This window comes from Bacillus sp. FSL K6-2865, assembly GCF_040311405.1.
Taxonomy (GTDB): Bacteria; Bacillota; Bacilli; order Bacillales; family Bacillaceae; genus Bacillus; species Bacillus velezensis.
Genome location: NZ_CP152036.1, coordinates 3,946,572 through 3,966,786 on the forward strand (window position 1 = coordinate 3,946,572; position 20,215 = coordinate 3,966,786).

Sequence of the window (20,215 nt, forward strand, 5' to 3'; positions counted from 1 at the left end):
CCTGCGCGCGGCAGGCTTTTTTTTTTATTTCTTGGCTTTATGGACTTTCAGTTTTTTGCCTTTGACCGTCGTATTTTTCATGATGTCAAGAACGTGCGGGCCTTTGCCGTTCAGAATCTCGACGTACGATGCGTTGTCCAGAATCGTGATAATCCCGATATCATCGGCTGAAACGCCGTCGATTTTCGCAATCGTTCCGACAAAATCGACCGCTCTGAGTTTTTTCTTTTTCCCGCCGTTAAAGTACAGTTTCATGATGTCTTTGCTTAACTGTTCGCTTTTGTCTGTTTTGACATCGGGGCGGGCGTTCAGTTTTTCCGCAAAAGCCGCTTTCCGTTCCGCTGTTTCTTTCTCGGACGGCGCCTCCCGCTTTTGGATGCGGAAACCGATATATGTCTCAATGTCATTCAGGAACCGCGATTCAGAAGGCGTCACAAACGTAACGGCCAGTCCGCGGTGTCCGGCGCGCCCCGTTCGGCCGGTGCGGTGCACATAGCTTTCTTTTTCAAGCGGAATATCATAATTGATGACGAGGCTGATGTTTTCAATATCAATTCCTCTGGCGGCAACGTCGGTCGCAATGAGATAGCGGAACTCGCCGCGCTTGAATTCATTCATGACGTCAAAGCGGTCTTCCTGCACCATGCCGCCGTGAATTTTATCGCAAGGGTAGCCCAGCCTGTCCAGCTCATCGGTTAACTGGATGACCCTTTCTTTTGTCCGGCAGAATATAATGCAGCTGTCCGGGTTTTCGGTGATCAGGACATCACGCAGCAAAGATGTTTTGTCCTCTTCTTCTGTTCTGGTGACAAAATGCTCAATGTCTTTTGTCGTCAGGCCTTCCGCTTTTACTTCAATCAATTCAGGGTCTTTCATATATGTGCGGCTCAGCTTCTCGACGTCATCCGGCAGCGTCGCTGAAAACAGCATGGTGACTCTGTTTTTCGGCAGATGCTGAATGATGGCTTCCACCTGTTCAATAAATCCCATATTCAGCATTTCATCCGCTTCGTCAATCACCACATACGCCAGCCGCTCAAGCGGCAGCGTCCCTTTTTCTATATGATCAAGCACACGCCCCGGCGTTCCGGCAACGACGTGGCTTTTTTGCTTCAGTTCGGTTTTCTGTTTGTCAAAAGAAGCTTTTCCGAAAACCGCCGTGGCTTTTATCCGTTTGAAACGGCCGATATTCGTGATATCTTCTTTAATCTGCGCCGCAAGCTCGCGGGTCGGTGTTAAAATCAGCGCCTGCGGTTTGTTTTCCTCCCATTCCGCAAGCTCGCAGATCGGAATGCCGAAAGCTGCGGTTTTGCCGCTGCCCGTCTGCGATTTGACAACGAGGTCTTTTTTTTGCAGCGCGGCGGGGATGACGCGCCGCTGCACTTCAGTCGGCTCGGTGTATTGCAAGCCATTCAGCGCCCGTCGGATCTCGGGGCTGATCGCATATTCATTAAACTCATTCATGACTAAACTCCTTCTCTGTCCGGCTCCCCTCATTATACGCGAAATGCCGCCGCTTTACCCTGACGTTTTGCCGGGCCATTCGGGGGACTGCTTTTTCTTCATGTCAAGCACGACCCATTTGGCGCAATAAAAGCTCATGCTTCCTTCCCCGTCATCGACATAGTAGCGGATTGATTCCCAGCCGCCGTCGACCGGGCTGATATCCAGATGGATGTCGGTGATGCTTTCAAGATCATCCAGCCGGGCAGCCCTCACACCCTCAAAACGCAGCACGGCATCATACTGTCCATCAGTCAGCTTCAGCTCAAACACCGGGATTTTATCATAATACTCGTTATACCCGTTATAGAACGTAAACTCCGTCAATTCAAAACAACCCGGCGAATCAGGCCCCAGCAGAACTGCTTTCTCATGTTTGTGCCATTCCATTTTGTGCCTCCTTCTCCTCTGCTGCTTCATATTGACGGCAGTAAAAGCGGAACGTTTGATTCTCCCACTCCTCCACGAGAAAATGCTGTCCATCATCGCCGTCAGCAGGATCAATTGCTACAATGCCTGAGCCAGCCGTTTGACTCTCCATTTCTTTTATTTGAACGGAAGAAACGTCTTTGCATGTGAGCCTTACACGAATGAGATGATGTTCATACTCGGAAGAAAATGCCAACCCAATTGCAGAAATCTCCCCTTCCCGGAGGAGGCGGAATTCTAAAAGCTCCTGAATCAGCCACTTATTCTTTTTCATTTTCTATAAATTCTCCTATAGAAGCGGCATACAACTCAACGCCGCCAGTCTCATGATCCCACAGATAGACAGTCTCCTCCATTACACTGTCCGTCTTTTTCAAGCACAGCTTATCCCCGGTTCCGTTGTCGGCAATTACGATCAAATCGTCGGGCATACTCTCTTCTCTGCACACACTGTTTTGCCTGATCACATCATCCCAGGTTTTCTGCAAACGGCTTTGTTCACGGATAGGGAAAAAAATCCACTCTCCGATCTCCGCAGGGTTCTTTTTATGAAGCAGCCGTTTATACGCTTTCGGAAAAGACGCTCTCAAGCTTTTTTCCGCAGCCCTGAACTCTTCTTCTGTCATCCTGTTATTCCTCCCCCGTAAAAACATGAGATTCATTCGCAAGCGGCATTCACTTTTGAAATAAGACAGGAGCGTTTCTTTCTATCGCCCTTATTAGCGGTGAGCCAAAAACCGTAATGGTTTGCTGCCGCGGATCCCCTAGCAGCCCCCACTGGAAGTCCTGATGAATAAAGAAACAATAGTCTCCGTTTGGAATAACGGAGACCAGCCATTCACCGAATTCATCTTTATCAATTGGCGCATGAGGATTAAATAGATAACATTCATGCTGCCAGTCCAGCGCATATATAAACTCTTGCTTTAAGGTACAAGATTGAAGTGCCTTTAGTATCTGCACCTCTGCATCTTCCAGAAAACCGATACCATTGAATCCTTGAGATACATCAAAGACCTGAAACGGCTTTGGAGGTTTTATAGAAGCAAATATACTGCCCGGTTTCCATTTCACTGCGCGATTCACCCTGCGCCACAAGCACTCTGTCTCCTCTTCACTCAAACCATGCCAATTCATGTATTTCTGCCTCCCGCAGTTCAAACGTTTCACCTCTGCTCTTCCTTTTTCAAAAGCCGCCTGTCAGCTTAGTAAGTAAAGCCGGTTGCTCTCATCAATCCCCGCAGCCGTATCTTGATACGCAGTCACTCGCGTAATCTTTAACCAGTTAAAATAGCCGAATTCCACGTGAAACCGATTCATATCATTCGGTTGTGCCAGAACAGCCATTAAGATAAATTCATCGTGATGATGATGCGCCAAACTTTTGAGCATCTCCCAGCCTTCTTCAGACAAGACCCAGTGGAATTCCTCGAATAGATAATAATGTTTTTGTTGTTTAAATACTTGTTCGGGCAACGTTTTATTTTCATGAAATAAGGAATATATTTGGGATTGAAAAATCGCCAATTCCTTTGTGTTCTTTATAAAAAAGGGATGCATTTTGTACCTCTTTTCGGCGGTTTACACACAAGCTCAGAGCCGTATTCTGTGTGAGATAAACAGGCAGCAAATGAGAAGGACGGCTCCACTAAAATAAAGCTGTTAGAAAGAAGCCGGACTTCAAAATCTATAAAATCCATGAGAAAGAATATCTTTACTCACTAGATCACACGAATATATTGAGTTGTATTTCAGCGGGTTAATCACATCCAGATTCCCTATAGCCCTCAATGATTCTTTTTGTAAATTTAAAGGACTGCTCATGTTTACCTCGGCAAACGGTTTCCCGTGTAAAAGCGGTTTTGTTTGTAAGAAAAAGAGAGGCCGGGAACCTCTCTTCACATTAATAAACTAGGATTCATTTAACATTTCAATCATTTCTGCCGCTTCTAAGTACAATTCATTTATCCTGTTTTGAATTTCTTTTGCAATTTCTTCATCACTTTCTAGATCTGATAGATATCCCGCTTTCCCCGAAAACAACCTTCTTTCACAAACCCATATATCTAAATGGTCTACACAATAGCCGTCTTCATTATCGTGAAAGTCGGTGCCGTTCAAATAAGCTACAGAAAAAAATATCAGTGAATTATAGGTATTCTCAAAACAATCTGAGGGCTGTACTTCTTTTCCTATTTCTTTTTCGTTTCCGACTCTTCCAAAAGCAGCTTCAATTTTCAAACCCATTTTTCTAAACTTTTCTTGATTGTTTCTTATTTTGTTTAATGCAATCCGTTCAAATTGTTTTTCTATTTGTAAGATCTCTTTTTGTGTAATAGATTTCAGGTTGATTTTCTTCATATTACACCTCGTTCAGAACTCAAAACATTTACTACTGTCATTATCTGTACAAGCGAATGTGAGAAATCAGTCTTTTACAATTCAGTCTTTATGATTTCTTCCATTGACATTCCTTCAAAATATTTATAGAGAATAGATTCTACAGCCGAATGTCCAAATATACCTAATGGGTTAGGGATGTCTTTGCCCGTTTTCTCATCTGCCTCTGCTAATTCATCTTCTGATGCAAATGAATCGCCTTCACTTATGAGATATTTACCGTCTTCATATAAAACAAATTTTAATTGAGAATGACTGTTTTTCTCTATTATCTCTTGAGGCATCTTGGATATTACTTTCCAATCTCCTTGCAGAAAACCTGTGTGCCCAGTATTAGCCGCAAATATTTTCTTATTTTCTTCTTTCATTAGACGAATGATTTCTTCTCTGCTAAGTGTATTTTCAGTGAAAATATTATAATACTGAATAAGAATGTCTTTATTTTTTGATAGATCACCTTCAATAACCCAAGCATAAGTATACTTCCCGATCTTATCCAAAGGTATTTGAATAACAGCTCCCGGTATTACTTTAGCTATTGATTTCGCTTTCCTGGTCGTTGCCTTTATTTCTACTATTCGCTTATCAACTAACTCCGTGAAAGAAGAATCTCCATTTGTATTCATAACGGTAACTAAAGTTGCTAAGAATTCTTCTAATATCGGTTCTCTATCCAGCTCTCTCTTATATAATTCACAAAATTTTTCTACAGCATCAAAACATATATCTAAGCCTTCATCACTAAGTAAAACTTTCTTGTTTTTATATTCTTCTTCCCAATATCCCAATAGAACGGCCTTCTTTCTTTTCTATTTCATACCGCTCATTCCCTGAATAATATCGTGTCTGAATTCTGTACGCCCAGAGGTTAAAAAGGTTTCCTTCATCAACTACTCAATATCGTAATCCTCCCACTCCCTCCAGTTATTATTTACATCACCTACATCAACTGAACCTGCGCCTTTTTCAAGATATTGCGCAAATGATTGAAAAGAAATTAATTGGCTTGGATCTGTTAGGTAATCAGGATATTCCCAATCCTCTGTTTCGAATACTCCTTCTGCTTCGCTTTTTAGATCCAGTATATTTAATAGTTTTTTTGGCTTTATCCAAAGCGCCTCTCTAAAAGAAGCATCCTCAAACAAATTCCTGAAATAAGTTTTCCAAGCCCTTTCTTTTGTACTCTTTTGGAATTCATTTCTTTGGTGAATATTTACGCAATAACGAGACTCTTTAATTTCAATTTCCACTACTTCGCTTAATTGTTGAAAATCACTTTCACTATATGTTATTTTCTCACCTGCTTCAGTCTTTAAGGCGAAGTCATCAATTATTATCGATTTGTAGTTGTCTGAAAAACAGTTACTATAGGTATGAATAGCCAGAAAAGGTCCTTTAGAATCTACTTCGAAGCAATGAATTGCCAGTAACCAATTGTCATCATTTAATCTTAATAAGGTACATTTACTCCCAACATAATTAGATTCACGCCATTCAAAAATTGGTCGGTTTAATTCACTAAATTCATCATCTAATAGGCTAAGAATTTCTTTACTTTTAATCAAAATTCATTCTCCTTATTAAATTATTTTTATATTTTATCTTCCACATAATAATTTATTTAATATATAACGGATTATTTCCAATTACTGCATGTCTATAATATCTTCAAAAGTATTGAACAGAATCTGTGTGTGCCCATTTTGGCCACTCTGTGTTACCATCATCATGTTTTTGAATATATGCTATCTCTTGACGGGAAATTGCTTCGGCAATTGATTGAAAGAAAGGAGACAAACTAGGCAAATCTTTTTCTCCTTCTGGATGCATCCATAATTCTGTTGAATACAATTGTTCATACTCCGAAGAGAGACCCGCTATTTCCAGTTGTTCTTGTTTCGTCAGCCAAAGTGTGTCAAGAAATAATCTATTTTTGGTCATATGCCTCAAACATGTAATCCATTCATTCTTTGGGGAAATCTTATCTTTTATTTCCTGCTCAATAAAAAATTGAAATGTTTTCTCTCTAAGAGACACATTGATTTGTTTACTTGTAAAACCCGATTCTATATCTTCCAATTCCAGCAAATTTCCTTTTTCATCTGCAAATAAAAACGGTTCATCATCTAAAAAACTTACTTCATTATTTGTTAATTGATTACCCACCGCATAAAAATCAATAGCTGGTCCCAATCTCGACAATCCAAACAGCTGGAACGTTAAAAGCCAGTTATCTCTTTCAATAAAAATCGAAAGCTTCCCTTTTGCGAAGTCAAAATTCTCATTATCAAGAAACGGAAACTCTTCCTTATTGAATGAATCGTTAAGCAATGCGAGAATGGCTTCTTTTTTTCCACCCAACATCCTCACCTCCGTTGATGTCTTTTTCTCAGAATAGCACTAGTATATCCTCCTTGTTTTCGTGAACAAGTTTGACAATGAGGATATAGCCTTTGTCGCTGGCCTTTCTTCCTTAATTTTGATACTGGTTGGTGATCCGCAATCCAATTTCTGCTTTTAGTTCCAGGGTGCCTTCTACCACAAGTATGACAGCCATATTTATTCCCAATTTTGTTTAATACTCTTCTTTCCTTTTTATTTAACCTGCTACTTGTACTTCTTGCAGGAATTGACCTTCTAGCGTATTTACCAGGTTTTAAATACTTCTTGGCGGCCTTCGCAAATCCCAAAGCCTTCTTAGCACCTTTAAACACTTTCCCAGGCCCAAAGTTCGAAGCCGCTGCCCAGGCTGCACCTCTCCATCCTTTACCTGATTTATAGGCCTTATATCCATCATAGGCTGCAAATCCGGCATTTACTACAAGCCACACCCAATGCCCATCCGGATCGACGTTCATGACTGGGTTGTTGTTTCCGTATGCATATCCATTCTGATCTAAAGAATCGCCGTCACTTCCCGGGTCTGGGTCTAGTGATAAGAATACGCCGTTTCTTGGCTCGTAGTAGCGGGCCATGAGATAGTATAGACCGGTTTCTTCATCGTACTGGTAGCCTGCGTAGCGGTAGCGGTTGTCTTTTACTTCGTCGCTCGCTTCGGTTTTTGTCGGATTTCCCCATGCATCGTATTGATATTTGGCAACGGTTTTTCCGGTGCTGTCTGTGATGGCGATGACGTCGCCGTGTGCGTTGTAGTGATAGAAATATTTCTTGCCGTTCTCTGTATAGGATAACAGCTGGCCGCTGTCACCGTACGTGTATGATTTAGTGACGTTGTTGTCTGCGTCTGTTTCATACAGGACATTCAAGCTGTCTCCGTCGTAGAAGTAGTTTGTGACGTTTCCGTTGACGGTTTTTTGGATTCTGTTTCCTTTTTCATCGTATTTGTATGTTGCGAACGGCTTGTCTTCGCCTTTTTTCGTGACGGCGGTCAGGTTGTCTTCCGCGTCCCACGTATATGTGTATTTGCCGTCGGATGTGCGGTTGCCGTTTTTATCGTAGGACAGGTCTTCGTCATTCACCTTCGTCAGCTGGTTCATGATGTTGAAGGATGCGTTGACTGATTTGCTTGCGCCGTCCTTTGTGGTAGTAACATTTGTCCGGTTGCCGAAGCCGTCGTACGTATATTGAATGAAAGTGCCGTCTTCATGAGTTTCTTTGACGAGCTGGTTGAGCTTGCCGTATTCGTACTGCACCTTTCCGCCCGCTGAGCTGTCGATGACCGTGCGGTTGCCGTTGGCGTCGTATTCATAGCTTTCCCGGAAGATGCTGCCGCCGTTTTTCGCTCCGATATGAAGAGAGCTGACAAGATTCCGCTCATCATATGAGAAGCTCGTGCCGACTTCATTTCCGCTGATGAATGTCTGGACATTGCCGTTTTCATCATAATCAAATGTATAGGCTGAAGTGCCGTCTTTCATTTCAATCATTTGATCAAGTTTGTTGTACGTAAAGCTGTTTGTTCCTTTTTGGCCGCCGTGGCTCCATGAGAAAGTTTTCAGCTTATCCGAATCAGCCGGATACGTCCAGCTTTGGCTGCCGCCGCGGTCGGTTAATTCGGTCAGGCGGTTTTTGTTGTCAAAGGTGCGTTTTTTCGTTGTATTTTGTTCTTTGTTCGTGACCGACGTTTCATTGCCGTTTTTGTCATAGGTAAAGTTGTATTTTTCAGTGCCGTTATACGCTTTTGACTTAACCCGGTCGGTGCCGTCATAGGTCAGCGACACTTCATTGCCGTTGGCGGAAACGGTTTTCGTCAAGTTGCTGTTGGCGTCATATTCACTCTTCAGTACATTGCCGAGCGGGTCGGTTGTTTTGACGAGCTTGCCCATGACATCATATTCATATTGATAGGTCTGGTCCGCGCCTGCCCGAATCGTTTTTGTCAGCTCATTTCCTTCCTTGTCATAGCTGTGAAGGATGGATGTGCCGTTTGACAAGGTCAGCTTTGTCAGCTGGTCGGCCTGATCGTATTCGTAGGCGGTTGTTTCGCCTTTCGCGTCGGTTTCAGACATTTTCTTTCCAGTCTCATCATATGAAGCAGTGCTTGCATACCCTAGTTCGTCTTCTTCTTTTGTGACGTAGTTTCCTTTTTCGTCATAGGTGTTTTTCGTCAGGATGCTTCCTTCGATTAAACGGATATCATCAAACCACGCCGTTCCTGTGGCGCTTTTTTGGAACAGAATGCTGAGTTCGATTTTATTGATCGGCTTTGTTTTCGGAATGACTGCCGCCGCCCGGTTCCATTCCTGTGTCCCCTGCGGGAATTTGGCGGTGTATACGCCCGTCGTGCCGTCCGCATAAGTGACGTCAGCCTGAAGAGCGTAATCATTGTCGTTCGTTAATTTTACGCCGTCAGCCTTGGACATCCCCGTCAGCGTGATATATACCGGCTTATCGTCCGCGCTTTGGCCTAGCGTAACGGTTTGTTTTGCGGCCGCATTGGCTTGTGATGCATTTGTGCGGGACGCTTTTAATGAGCTGTCATCATCGAAGCCTTCATCAAGGTCAGCGGCGGCTCCGCTTGTGCTCCAGCCATCTGTTTTGGCCGTGAAACTGCTGTTTTGCACCGGGTTATAGCTTGAAGAGACTTCGCCTTTTTCCAGCTGAACCTGATCAAACCACGCTTTTCCTTTGCCGTCCTTGTCGTTATGATCCACTTCCATATAGACGATGGCTTTTCCTGCATTGGCCGGTGTTGTAAAGGTGATCTGCCGTTTCGTCCAGTCATTCTTTCCGGCTAATGCGCCTGATTCATTGTGAATCCATTGAATGCGTTTTTGGTCTTTGTCACGCAGATCAATGTTGAAATACGCTCTTGCCTTTGTCAGATCCGTTTTGATCTGGCCGCTGAGTGTATACGTTGTATTCGGCTCTAGCTGCACTTCCTGCGTTGCGGACGCATGGCCGTGCTCTGTTCCGGCTGAAGCGGATTGTGACGAGATCTCCAATGCTTTTTGTCCGGACAGCGCGCCGCTTCTTCCTTTGACAGACGCGATGCTTCCGCTGTCTCTCGTAGCGGTGAGATTCCAGCCCAGCTTTGTTCCTTCAAAGCTGCCGTCTTTCAGCAGGCTCGCCGAAGCTGCCAGCTCTTTGCTTGATTGAATGAGATTTCCGTACTTGTCATACACGGCGGCGGATGAGGATTTTCCGCTTTGATCCGTCTCAGAAACGGCATCAAGTCCGTCGTACGCAATATCAGTGATGTTCCCCTCGGTATCCTTCATTTTCGTTACGTCATTGTTTTTGTTGTACTGATACGTTTCGGTGCCGTAGTTGTCTTTTACGGCTGTGACGTTGCCGTCTTTATCATATTGATAGCTTTCTGTCGCTTTGCCCGCATCCGCGTCGTTCGGATCGGTGTCCTGAATGACGTTGTTGCCTTCGTATACAGTGTTGGTCGTGATTTTCAGCCCTTCGGCATCATCAATCAGCTGAATCGGATTGCCCGCCTCATTATAGCCGTACTGCACTTTGCGGCCGTTCGGCTGCGTCATGAGCAGCGTTTTTTTGTCCGCGTCATAGCTGTAGTCGTACGTTTCTTTTTTCGCATTGACGGCTTTGGTCAAACGGTGGCCGCTGTATTGGTATTCAGTGAACAGCGGTTTGTCATCCGTGCTGTTTGCGGAATACTGCTTGACGAGGCGCCCTTCGGCATCATAGTCGTAGCTTGTGACGCTGCCGTCAGTATCCGTCACCTTTTTGAGAAGGTCTTTGTCATATGAATATGAAATCTTTTTGTTTTTCGGCCCTGTAAGAGATGTGACATGGCCGTTTTCATCATAGGTAAATGTCAGCTTGCGCCCTGATGCGTCTGTTATGGCGGTCAGCTGATTGCTGTCGTTATATTCGTATACGGTTGTGTTGTTGTGTCCGTCGACGATTTTTTGGAGCTTGCCGCCTTTTTTGCTGAAATAAGCGTTCGTCTGATCTTTTGTTTTTAATACAAATTGATCGCTTGTTTCCGTCAGTTCGAGATAAACGCCCGTCGGCGGCTGATACGTGCCGTCAGATTTTTTCGTGAAGACATGTGTTGTCGCGTCCTCATCAATATAAACGGCTCTGCCGTCTTCAGAAAGGATCGACGTTTCCGCATCGGCATACCAGCCTTGGCCGAACATATGGTCAGAGCTGTCAAGGCTGTTGAATGTCCGGGAGAGCCCGAGCCCCGGCCCGCGTCCGTCGATTGACATATCTTCCTCATTGACGATGACATTTCCCGTCGCGCCGTTCAGCTGTCCGTCCGGAATGTCGATAATAGACCAGAATTCTTCCGTTCCGAGGAATTCCGCCCCTTCGTGGAAAACAGGGTTAAAAGGTGCCGTCGGTATGCTGTCACCGTTTGCGTCATAGGCGGTCAGCGTGAAGGAATAGTTCTTCTTCCCTTTGTAATTGCCGTTTGCGTTTTCGTAAACAGGTGAAGGGTCAAGCGCCAGTTCGCCGCCCTTTCCGTCCGTGTGAAGCTGGAATCTTCCCGCTTTCACTTCATCGGCTGAAGGCCAGATGTGTTTGTTTTGGGTCGTCCAATGATCGGTATCCCCGACATCGAATGATTGATAGTCTTTTCCGTTGTAGATGTTGATTTTGTAGCCTTTGGCGTTTTTGACCTTATCCCATATGAGATTGACATAACCCGTTTGGCTCGATTTCGTGTTCGTATAGACATAGCCTGTCAGGTTTTTCGGCTTTGCGATATCAGGCAGCGCCGGACTCGCTTCCGGTGAGGCGATCGCTTCTCCGTCTTTGTTATAGGCGATAACTTTAAATCCGTAAGTTTTCCGATTTGCATCTCCGCCGGCGTTTTTATAAACGGGGCCCGGGTTAATCGGCAATTCCGCGCCTTTTTTGTCTTTCAGGTGAAGCGCATATTTTCCGGCGCTGATTTCCGCCTTTGTCGGCCAGATGTTTTGATCTTTTGTGGACCAGGATGTTTTATTTCCGAGGTCAAGCGTTTCAAAGCCTTTGCCGTTAAAGACTTGCATTTTATACCCGGCTGCGCCTGATACGGCTTTCCAGGAAAGATCAAACCAGCCTGTGGCGTTGTTGTTATTAAAGCCTTTCGTGCTTGGTTTCTGAACTCTTCCGATATTCGGAATGACGGGCTTGGCGGCCGCAGACATGGCGCCTTCTCCCTGGTCAAACACCGCGCTGACCGCGACCCAGTAATTTTTACTTGCCGGATAGCTGCCGCCGGCGTTTTTATAGACCGGCGAAGGATTAAGCGCTAATTCACTTCCGCCTTTTCCGTCTGTATGCAGCTTATATTTGCCGGAGTCGATTTCCGCTTTTGTCGGCCAGATGTTTTTTCCTTTTGTGCTCCAAGAGGTTGCATTGCCGACCGGAATGGCCTGATATTCTTTCCCGTTATAAAGCCAGACTTTATAGCTTTTGGCGCCTTCAGCTTTTTTCCAGCTGATATTGAAAAATCCTGTCGAATCTCCGTTATGATACGCTTTGACAGACGGCGTGTCCGCCTTCGGAATTGTGTATGTCACTTCAATGTATGGTTTTTTATCGGAATTTGCTGATGACATCAGCTTCTTCCAATATTCTTTTCCGTTGCCGTTTGCGTGAAGCTTAAAGCCGTAATTGGCGCCGCCGCTGTTCCACGACTTGACTGCGGAGGTGACATCGAAGCTTGCCCATTGGCCTTTATAGACCTCGGCTTTGCCGATGTTTTTGGAGCCCGGCTTGTTCTTCCACGTAATCTTGGCATTGTCGTAATTGCTGTTAACGGTGTCGAGCCAAAGCCCCGTCGCTTTTGATCCGTAATAGGAGTGGGCTGTGTACGCTTTGAGCGTCGCTTTCGTCACCGTCATGTTTTTGATCGGCTTTAGATTATCAAACTTCATAAAAGCGTAGTTCGTTCCGGTTGTGCCGTCATAATATCCAGTTTTCAGCACGTACGCTTTCAATCCGGCATCCCATTTCTGCGATGCGGCAGAGTAGTTTGTCGTCGGGTACGCGCTCATGACAAAGGTATCGGATGACACAGATACTGATGTTGAAGGGTCAATAGATACCGGATAAACCCGTTTGGGATCTTTCAGCCATTTTTCATCGGCCGTTACATGGAGCAAGTAGCCTTCACTGTTTTTTTCAAGCTTGAAGCTGACATCTTCTGACCTGCTGACTTCACCTGACTTTTCGTCGAGATCTGAGTCGGTCATAAAGGGCTTCGGCACGGTGTAGACGACATTGTCTTTATCATCAGAAAACGCGATAGAGCCGTCTTCCTGTTCTTTAGCCTGAAGGTCGGTTTTGATTTGAAAGGTGAAGGAATTGTAGCCTTCATATTTGTGAAGCACAAGGTCTTCTTTTATGTTTTCGTTAAATGTGTAGGTTTGTAAATCAATAGCAGGAAACACTTGCTGATACGTAAGCTCGTTGCTGTCTTCCTTGACTTTTGCTGAGGCATCTGTCGGAGTGATTGCAGCCTGATCGGGGCCTTTTGCGCCGGTTAATGAGTATGTGAGCTTATGATCATCATGTTCAAATGTAGCGTATAATCCGTTTTTCATTTGCTTCAGAAAATCGGAGTTCAGCACTGTATTTTCCGTCCCGACTTCCTTTGATCCGGTTTTCAATTCAGGGGAAACGTCTTCCCAGTCCGCATTGGCGGTTTCTTTCGTATGAATGGGGTCTGTGTAGATTTCCTGTTTGTACACACCCTCGCCTTCATAGTAAAGCTTTGAATTCTCAGTTCTTTCAGACGTGATCTCACCGTCTTGATTGATATCTTTTTGATCAAACGGCATCTGCTCAGATGCTTTTTCCGCCGGAAGATCTTTTTCCGGGTCTGCTGCCGGAATGTCGGCGGTTTTCGCTTGATCTTGTTTTTCACGCGTTTCTGCCGCAAACACATCGGCAGGCGCAATGGAAATTATCAGCGTTGCCGCAAGAGTGCCGGCCAGCCATTTTTTCCACTTGTTCTTTTTTCCTATTTTCATAGGTTCTCCTCCTTCTTTTGTAATATAGGCTTAACAATAGTAATATTATTGAAATTGTTTATCAATATTTTCCTAGGTATTTAAGGTTATTTTAAGGATTATAGGTATTTTGAACCTTTTATTCATATAAAAAAACCGCCGGCTGCCGGCGGTTTTTCGTATTATGGATAGCGGAGATTTGTATTTTGCGCTCCCGCGTAAGATTGGGCGAAGTTTTTGGCGTCCTGGGCTGAAAGGGCGCCGTAGCTGTAATTTGATCTCGGATTCCAGCCGGTGCGCGGTGATTTCGGGGCTTTGAGCGACGGGAATGAACCGGTGTCGGTGAATTGGGCCGTCCCGTAGTCGTCTATCATTCCGCCTTTTTCATTTCCGTTACCGAAGTAGTTGGCTTCTGAGAAAACAGTCGCGTTTGTATGAATGGTGAATCCTAAATTGAAATTGGTCACATAGTTGTTTTTCGCGTGAAAATAGCCGTATCTCATCAGGCCCGGTGAACGCACATAGACGTTATTAAAATAGTTGTTGGTGATCGTCATATGCGGATAGCCGATATAATTGCGTCCTTCGTTATCATCATTCGGATAACCGAGAATCAGGCCGTACAGATGGTCTGTGAATTTAGAGTTAGACAGCGTCACAAAATCCGCTTTGGCGCCGACATACAGAAGCTTTCCCAAATCACTGTGGCTGTTCGGATTGTAGCTGTGTCCTTCAAACCACACGTGGTCAATCCAGTAATTCTGTCCGTTCGCTATGTACATCGGAATGTCGTTGTTGCCTGTAATGGCGGCACTATGGCTGATAATGAGATTTTTGAAAATCACATTGTTTGAGCCGGAGCCGGTGGTCAGATAGATGTTGGTCAGCCTGTGGCTGGTATAAGAGCCGACGATAGTTTTATTGGCGCCGACTGTCACGACGGCTTTACCCGGGGAAGAAATATCACTTGTGATGACGATGGTTTTGCGATCCGTTCCGCCCGCATTGTTTTTCAAATCATTGAGATTGCTGACGTAGACGACGGGGCCGCCCTGGCCTCCCGATACGGCGGATTTTGCTTTACCGTTATGATCCTTCGCATTGCCCGCGAATCCGGTAAGTCCCTGCATCACATCCGGATAAGCCGCTGCCGCTTCTGCCTGCTTTGATGCGGAACATACGATGGCCAGACAAAGCGCAAATCCGAATGCAGCCAAGAAAGCGAGATGACGCGTCTTTTTTATCATGCCCTTCACTCCTTTAATTTCTTAAATTGTAAACACAAGAAGTATTATACAATTACTATCCTCTTTTTCCATGATCTGTTTGTCTGCTTTTTCGTTATGGCTGAAAAGCCCCAAAACAAAAAAAGCAGCCGATACGGCCGCCTATATACGGGTGCTGTCTGCCTGAGCTTCCGAAGGCACGGCTTTTTGCTTTCGAATCAGGGACAGCGCCATTCCCGCAAAAATCAACACTATCCCCAAAGATTGATAAAGGTCGGGGCGAAATCCCGTAAATACGGTGTCGAGCACAATCGCCACCGCCGGATCAAGAAATACGATGATTGAAATAAACCGGGTGGATAAAAACCGCAAGCTGTCAAAAAAGAGCAAATACACAATTCCCGTATGGATGATACCGGTCGACACAATCATGATCCAGTTCACATGCGACAAATCAGAAAAAGCGCCGAAACGGACGAACGGAAGAAGAATGATAACGCCCAATCCGGTCTGCAAACAGGTGACGGCGTATGGGCTGAGGCTGTTGATGCCTTTCCCGGCCAGTGTCGTAAAAGCATAAAAAAGAGCGGCCAGCACGGCCCAAATAATACCCGATCCCATCAGCTGAGAAAATGATGTACTTCCGTTGATGCCGGAAATCAGGGCGGTGCCCAGAAAACAAATTACGATGGAAGTGACGGACACCATATGCAGTTTCTCCCGGTATATAAGGCTCCCCAGAAGAAGGACGAGAACCGGAGCCAGATGATAAACGGAAATCGCTATCGTCACTGATGTCTCCTCAAACGATTTAAATAAAAACACCCAGTTCAGCACGAGAAAAAATCCGCAGGCCAGTGTCTGCAGCACCTCCCGCCGGTTCCATTGTTCGGTGCGGTACCGTCCGGAACCAAACCAGCAAACGCCCAGAAACAATGAGGCGCACAGACATCTCACAAAGACCAGTTCAATTGAAGGCACATTCGTATGTTCTGAGAAAAAGCCGATTGATCCGAAAATGACCATGGAAATGACCATTTTGATGACGGCATTTGATGTTTGTTCAGCTTGCATTGATTTGCTTCCCCCATATCATTGACTGTTTATTCAGACAAATACTAACAGCCATTTTACTTGATTCAGAGGAAGAAATCACCCTATTTTTCGAAAGCCGGCGGTCTTTTCTCATGAAAAAAACCCCGCATCAGCAGGGTCTTCTGTTTAATGAACGATCAGTACAGGACAAGGAGACAATTGTGAGACCTTATGGCTCACGCTTCCGAGCATCATTTCTTTAAATCCGCTGATTCCGCGGCTTCCGACGACAATCAGATTGAAATGCTGTTCTTTCGCTATGTTTAAAATTTGATGCGCAGGTTCGCCTTGGACGTACAGGCTTTCCGCATTTACTCCGCTTTCTGCCGCTTTCTGCTTGGCATCTTCCAGAATGGCCGCTCCTTTTTGCTCGACTTCATGTTTGATGTCTTCAATGAAGTTTTCCGGAACATAGACAATCCCTGTTAAGGCTGATGTGGAGACAACGGCTTCACGTCCCGCATAGAGAATGGTGAGTTCAGCCTGCTGTTCTTTCGCCAGATGGATGGCTGCGTCCAGGGCTTTATTGCTCATGTCTGAACCGTCTACTGCTGCAAGAATTTTTTTAAACATATGAATCCCGCCTTTCTGCTTTTATTGTCCTCCTCTCTTTGCTGAATGTCAATTTTGCCGGCTTTCTCCGGAACATTGCGCTTACAGACTTTCTCCGTTTGTGGCGATGACGTCTTTATACCAATAAAAACTTTTCTTTTTCTTTCTTTCAAACGTGCCTTTTCCGTCATTGCCGCGGTCGACATAGATATAGCCGTAGCGTTTTTTCATTTCTGCCGTTGAGGCGCTGACGAGGTCAATCGGCCCCCACGATGTGTAGCCGATCAGGTCGACGCCGTCTTCAATCGCCTCTCTTGCCTCTATTAAATGATCACGCAGATAATTGATGCGGTAGTCATCCTGAATGGTTCCGTCCTCCTCCGGCTGATCAACCGCGCCGAGTCCGTTTTCGACGATGAAGAGCGGTTTCTGATAACGGTCGTACAGCGTGTTTAAGGTGATGCGCAAGCCCTTCGGATCAATCTGCCAGCCCCATTCGGAAGATTTCAGGTACGGGTTTTTCACGCCGCCGAGAAGATTTCCCTTAGATTGCGCCAGATCCTCAGGCGCCGTGCTGGCCGTCATCGACATGTAGTAGCTGAAGCCGATGTAATCCACTGTATGTTCTTTCAGGAGCGCCTCGTCTCCTTCCTTCATCTCGATCGTAATTCCGTTTTCTTTAAAGAAGCGTTTCATATAGCCCGGATAGCTGCCCCTCGCCTGTATATCAGAAAAGAACAGCGTGCTCCGCTCTTTTTGCAAAGCCGCATATACATCCTCCGGCTTTGGCGTCATCGGATACGTCGTCGTCGCGGCGATCATGCAACCGATCTGTGAATCCGGGATGATCTCATGGCCGGCTTTTACCGCCAGCGCGCTCGCCACAAATTGATGGTGGGCCGCTTGGTACATCGTATTTTGTTTATTTTCGCCTTCCCGGAATATAAGGCCGCCGCCAGTAAACGGAGCGTGAAGAACAACGTTGATCTCATTGAAGGTCATCCAATATTTCACCTTGTCTTTATAACGGGTGAAAACCGTGCGGGCGTACCGCTCATAGAAATCGACCGTCCGGCGGTTTCTCCATCCGCCGTAGTTTTTCACAAGACCGAGCGGCATCTCATAGTGAGAAATCGTGACGACCGGTTCGATCTGATGTTTTCTCAATTCGTCAAACAAACGGTCGTAAAATTGCAGCCCTTCTTCATTCGGCTCTGTTTCATCGCCGTTCGGAAAGATTCTCGTCCACGCAATGGAGGTGCGGAACGCTTTAAAGCCCATCTCCGCAAACAGGGCGATATCCTCTTGATAGCGGTGATAAAAATCAATCGCGTCGTGATACAGATTCAGCGCATCGTCTGTCTCATGAAACGGAGACATAATGCCGTCCGGGGAGACATCCGCCGTAGAAAGTCCTTTGCCTCCTTCTTTATAAGCTCCTTCAATCTGATTGGCAGCCGTTGCGCCGCCCCATAAAAAACCTTCCGGAAATCTCTTCATGTTTTCTCCACCTCTTTTTCAGGATAACGCCAGAAGCGCTTCGTTCGGTTTGACCATTCCGCTTTTTTTCACGTCTGTAAATGAATATTGATCCGTATTCGTAATGATGACCGGCGTGATCACGTCAAAACCGGCAGCCTTTATCTCGTCGATATCAAAAGTAATCAGCAGATCTCCCGGTGCGACGGCATCGCCTTCTTTGACGTGCATCTCAAAATGCCTGCCATCCAGCCGGACGGTATCAAGCCCGATATGAATGAGAACCTCGGCTCCCCGGGTGCTCGTAATGCCGATGGCGTGCTTTGTTTTAAATACGGCTGTCACCCTCCCTTCTACGGGAGAAACCGCTGCACCCTCTTCAGGCAGAATCGCAAAACCTTTTCCCATCATTCCACCGGAAAAGACGCTGTCGTTCACTTCGCTTAATGCTTTCACTTCGCCTTTAATCGGGCTGTGAATGATTTCTCCGCCTGCCGTCACCCCCGGCGCTTCAGGCGCTTTGTCCCGTTCGGACTGCACATCCTCAAACCCGATCAGCAGTGCCGCCGCCATACCCGCCGCAAATGAGATAAAAAGCCCGATCAGCGCGTATAGAAACGTCGGCCCGATAAAGACCGGAATGCTCGGCAGACCGGCGTTTCCGCCGACAATGTAGGAAGCGACGCCCGTTACACCGTAAAAAGCTCCGCCTGCCGCGCCGCCGATTAATGCTGCCGCGAACGGTTTTTTCAATCTCATGTTAACGCCGTACATCGCGGGTTCGGTAATGCCCATCAATGCCGTAATGCCCGTCGTAAACGCCAGCGATTTGAAGATTTTGTTTTTTGATTTTAAGAAAACCGCAAATGACGCCCCGGCCTGCCCCATATTCGCCAAAAACATCGCAGGCAGAATGTAATCGTGTCCGTTTTGGGCAATGTTATTGATCATGATCGGCACAAGCGCATAATGCATCCCCGTCATAATGATGAGCGAAAATGTGCCGGCAAGCAGAATCATCGCGGCAATGCCCGCATGATTGAACAAATCATTGACGCCGACAGACAGGTAATTCCCAAGAATCGCGCCGAGAGGGCCGACTGTGATCAGGGTGACAGGCACGACGATCACAAGCGTAAGCATCGGAACGGCAATCAATTTCAAAGATGAAGGCGTGATTCGGTCAATTCCTTTCTCTACATAGGACATCAGCCATATCGCCAGCAAAATCGGGATAACTGTCGATGAATACGTGGCAGCGGTTACAGGAAGACCGATAAAGGAGATGCTTTTCCCTGCCCCAAGCAGGGCCGTTAAATCCGGATGCAGAATCGCACCCGCCACAGCGGCCGCCACGTACGGATTACATCTGAATTTTCTTGCCGCGCTTACCGCAAGCAAAAGCGGCAGAAAATAAAACGCACCGTCACCGACAGCCGTGAGAATGCTGTGAGTCTGGCTCTTCTCCGACATCCAGCCGAATGTCACCGCTAGCGCGACAAGCCCTTTTATCATGCCGGCTCCGGCAATGGCCGGCAGAATCGGTGTAAACACACCGGAAATCACGTCAAACATGGCGCTCAGCACATTTTTCTTCTGCTTCGAAGTTTTGTTTGCGCTTTCATCGTTGAGCCCGCTGTTCTCCATTAAAGCCTGATACACCTTCGGCACATGATTGCCGATAATGATCTGAAATTGCCCGCCACTGATATTTGTCCCCATCACGCCTTCCGTCTGTTCCAGCCCGCTCCGATCTGCTTTCGCATTGTCATACAGATTAAAACGAAGCCGCGTCATGCAATGAATGACACTCTGAACATTCTCCTCCCCGCCGACAAGTTGTAAAATCTCTTTTGATATTTTATGATAGTCCATGAGTATACCTCCTTAAAAATGGGGGAACCGCCGGACGAAAGGTGCCCGCCTTTCTCCGGCTTTTTTTGTTATGAAATCAGCATCACCTCCGAAAAAAGGGTATAAAAAAAACCCAAACTGCACAGAACACGGGGGTCTCCCCCTGTCTGACGCAATTTAGGTTTTGCCTGCGGTTTGCAGTAACAATCCTGGGTGAATGATATTGGGTTGATATGTATACTTTAGCACTGGATTTATTGGGTGTCAACGCTTACATTTTTAAAAATGTACTAG

Annotated in this window: 15 protein-coding genes and 1 pseudogene; all 16 read right to left on the minus strand. The window is 45.9% G+C overall.

Features of this window, described 5'->3' with window-relative positions:
• Positions 1–24: 24 nt before the first annotated feature.
• The 16 genes and pseudogenes from NYE42_RS19485 to NYE42_RS19560 all read right to left on the minus strand — a co-directional run bounded on the left by NYE42_RS19485 (position 25) and on the right by NYE42_RS19560 (position 19,942).
• Positions 25–1,464, minus strand: coding sequence for a DEAD/DEAH box helicase (locus NYE42_RS19485; RefSeq protein ID WP_225045668.1), 1,440 nt, complete (start codon positions 1,462–1,464; stop codon positions 25–27).
• Between the two features lie 54 nt (positions 1,465–1,518).
• Positions 1,519–1,893, minus strand: a complete 375-nt coding sequence (locus NYE42_RS19490; protein WP_007614747.1) for a hypothetical protein — start codon at positions 1,891–1,893, stop codon at positions 1,519–1,521.
• On the minus strand, positions 1,874–2,206 hold the full coding sequence (locus NYE42_RS19495; protein WP_241457767.1) for a hypothetical protein: 333 nt from the start codon (positions 2,204–2,206) through the stop codon (positions 1,874–1,876). The genes NYE42_RS19490 and NYE42_RS19495 overlap by 20 nt, the downstream gene beginning before the upstream one ends.
• Entirely contained in the window at positions 2,193–2,558 is a 366-nt protein-coding gene (locus NYE42_RS19500; RefSeq protein ID WP_352426660.1) for an SMI1/KNR4 family protein, read from the minus strand. Before NYE42_RS19500 ends, NYE42_RS19495 begins: the two co-directional genes overlap by 14 nt.
• A gap of 49 nt (positions 2,559–2,607) precedes the next feature.
• Entirely contained in the window at positions 2,608–3,069 is a 462-nt protein-coding gene (locus NYE42_RS19505; RefSeq protein ID WP_352426661.1) for a DUF2716 domain-containing protein, read from the minus strand.
• Positions 3,070–3,204: 135 nt separating this feature from the next.
• Positions 3,205–3,492, minus strand: a pseudogene (locus tag NYE42_RS19510) (hypothetical protein); the annotation flags it as partial.
• A 351-nt stretch (positions 3,493–3,843) separates the two neighbouring features.
• Positions 3,844–4,293 carry a hypothetical protein gene (locus tag NYE42_RS19515; RefSeq protein ID WP_057080330.1) on the minus strand — a complete coding sequence of 150 codons (450 nt, stop codon included), beginning with the start codon at positions 4,291–4,293 and terminating at the stop codon, positions 3,844–3,846.
• Positions 4,294–4,367: 74 nt separating this feature from the next.
• The gene (locus NYE42_RS19520; RefSeq protein ID WP_352426662.1) at positions 4,368–5,120 is read right to left on the minus strand and encodes a hypothetical protein; all 753 of its coding nucleotides are present in this window, start codon (positions 5,118–5,120) and stop codon (positions 4,368–4,370) included.
• Positions 5,121–5,222: 102 nt separating this feature from the next.
• Positions 5,223–5,897 (minus strand): hypothetical protein, encoded by a 675-nt coding sequence (locus NYE42_RS19525; RefSeq protein WP_047476019.1) that lies wholly within the window; start codon positions 5,895–5,897, stop codon positions 5,223–5,225.
• Between the two features lie 103 nt (positions 5,898–6,000).
• Entirely contained in the window at positions 6,001–6,693 is a 693-nt protein-coding gene (locus tag NYE42_RS19530) for a hypothetical protein (RefSeq protein WP_052941795.1), read from the minus strand.
• Positions 6,694–6,698: 5 nt separating this feature from the next.
• Positions 6,699–13,736, minus strand: coding sequence for a DNRLRE domain-containing protein (locus NYE42_RS19535; RefSeq protein WP_352426663.1), 7,038 nt, complete (start codon positions 13,734–13,736; stop codon positions 6,699–6,701).
• 161 nt (positions 13,737–13,897) lie between these two features.
• On the minus strand, positions 13,898–14,962 hold the full coding sequence (locus tag NYE42_RS19540; RefSeq protein WP_242750478.1) for a pectate lyase: 1,065 nt from the start codon (positions 14,960–14,962) through the stop codon (positions 13,898–13,900).
• Positions 14,963–15,103: 141 nt separating this feature from the next.
• Entirely contained in the window at positions 15,104–16,015 is a 912-nt protein-coding gene (locus NYE42_RS19545) for a DMT family transporter (RefSeq protein ID WP_352426664.1), read from the minus strand.
• Positions 16,016–16,162: 147 nt separating this feature from the next.
• Complete coding sequence (locus NYE42_RS19550) at positions 16,163–16,609, minus strand: universal stress protein (RefSeq protein ID WP_007407802.1); 447 nt, start codon at positions 16,607–16,609, stop codon at positions 16,163–16,165.
• Between the two features lie 81 nt (positions 16,610–16,690).
• A complete protein-coding gene (locus tag NYE42_RS19555; RefSeq protein WP_352426665.1) occupies positions 16,691–18,088 on the minus strand; it encodes a 6-phospho-beta-glucosidase in 1,398 nt (465 codons plus the stop codon).
• A gap of 18 nt (positions 18,089–18,106) precedes the next feature.
• Complete coding sequence (locus NYE42_RS19560; protein ID WP_251257768.1) at positions 18,107–19,942, minus strand: beta-glucoside-specific PTS transporter subunit IIABC; 1,836 nt, start codon at positions 19,940–19,942, stop codon at positions 18,107–18,109.
• Positions 19,943–20,215: the final 273 nt, after the last annotated feature.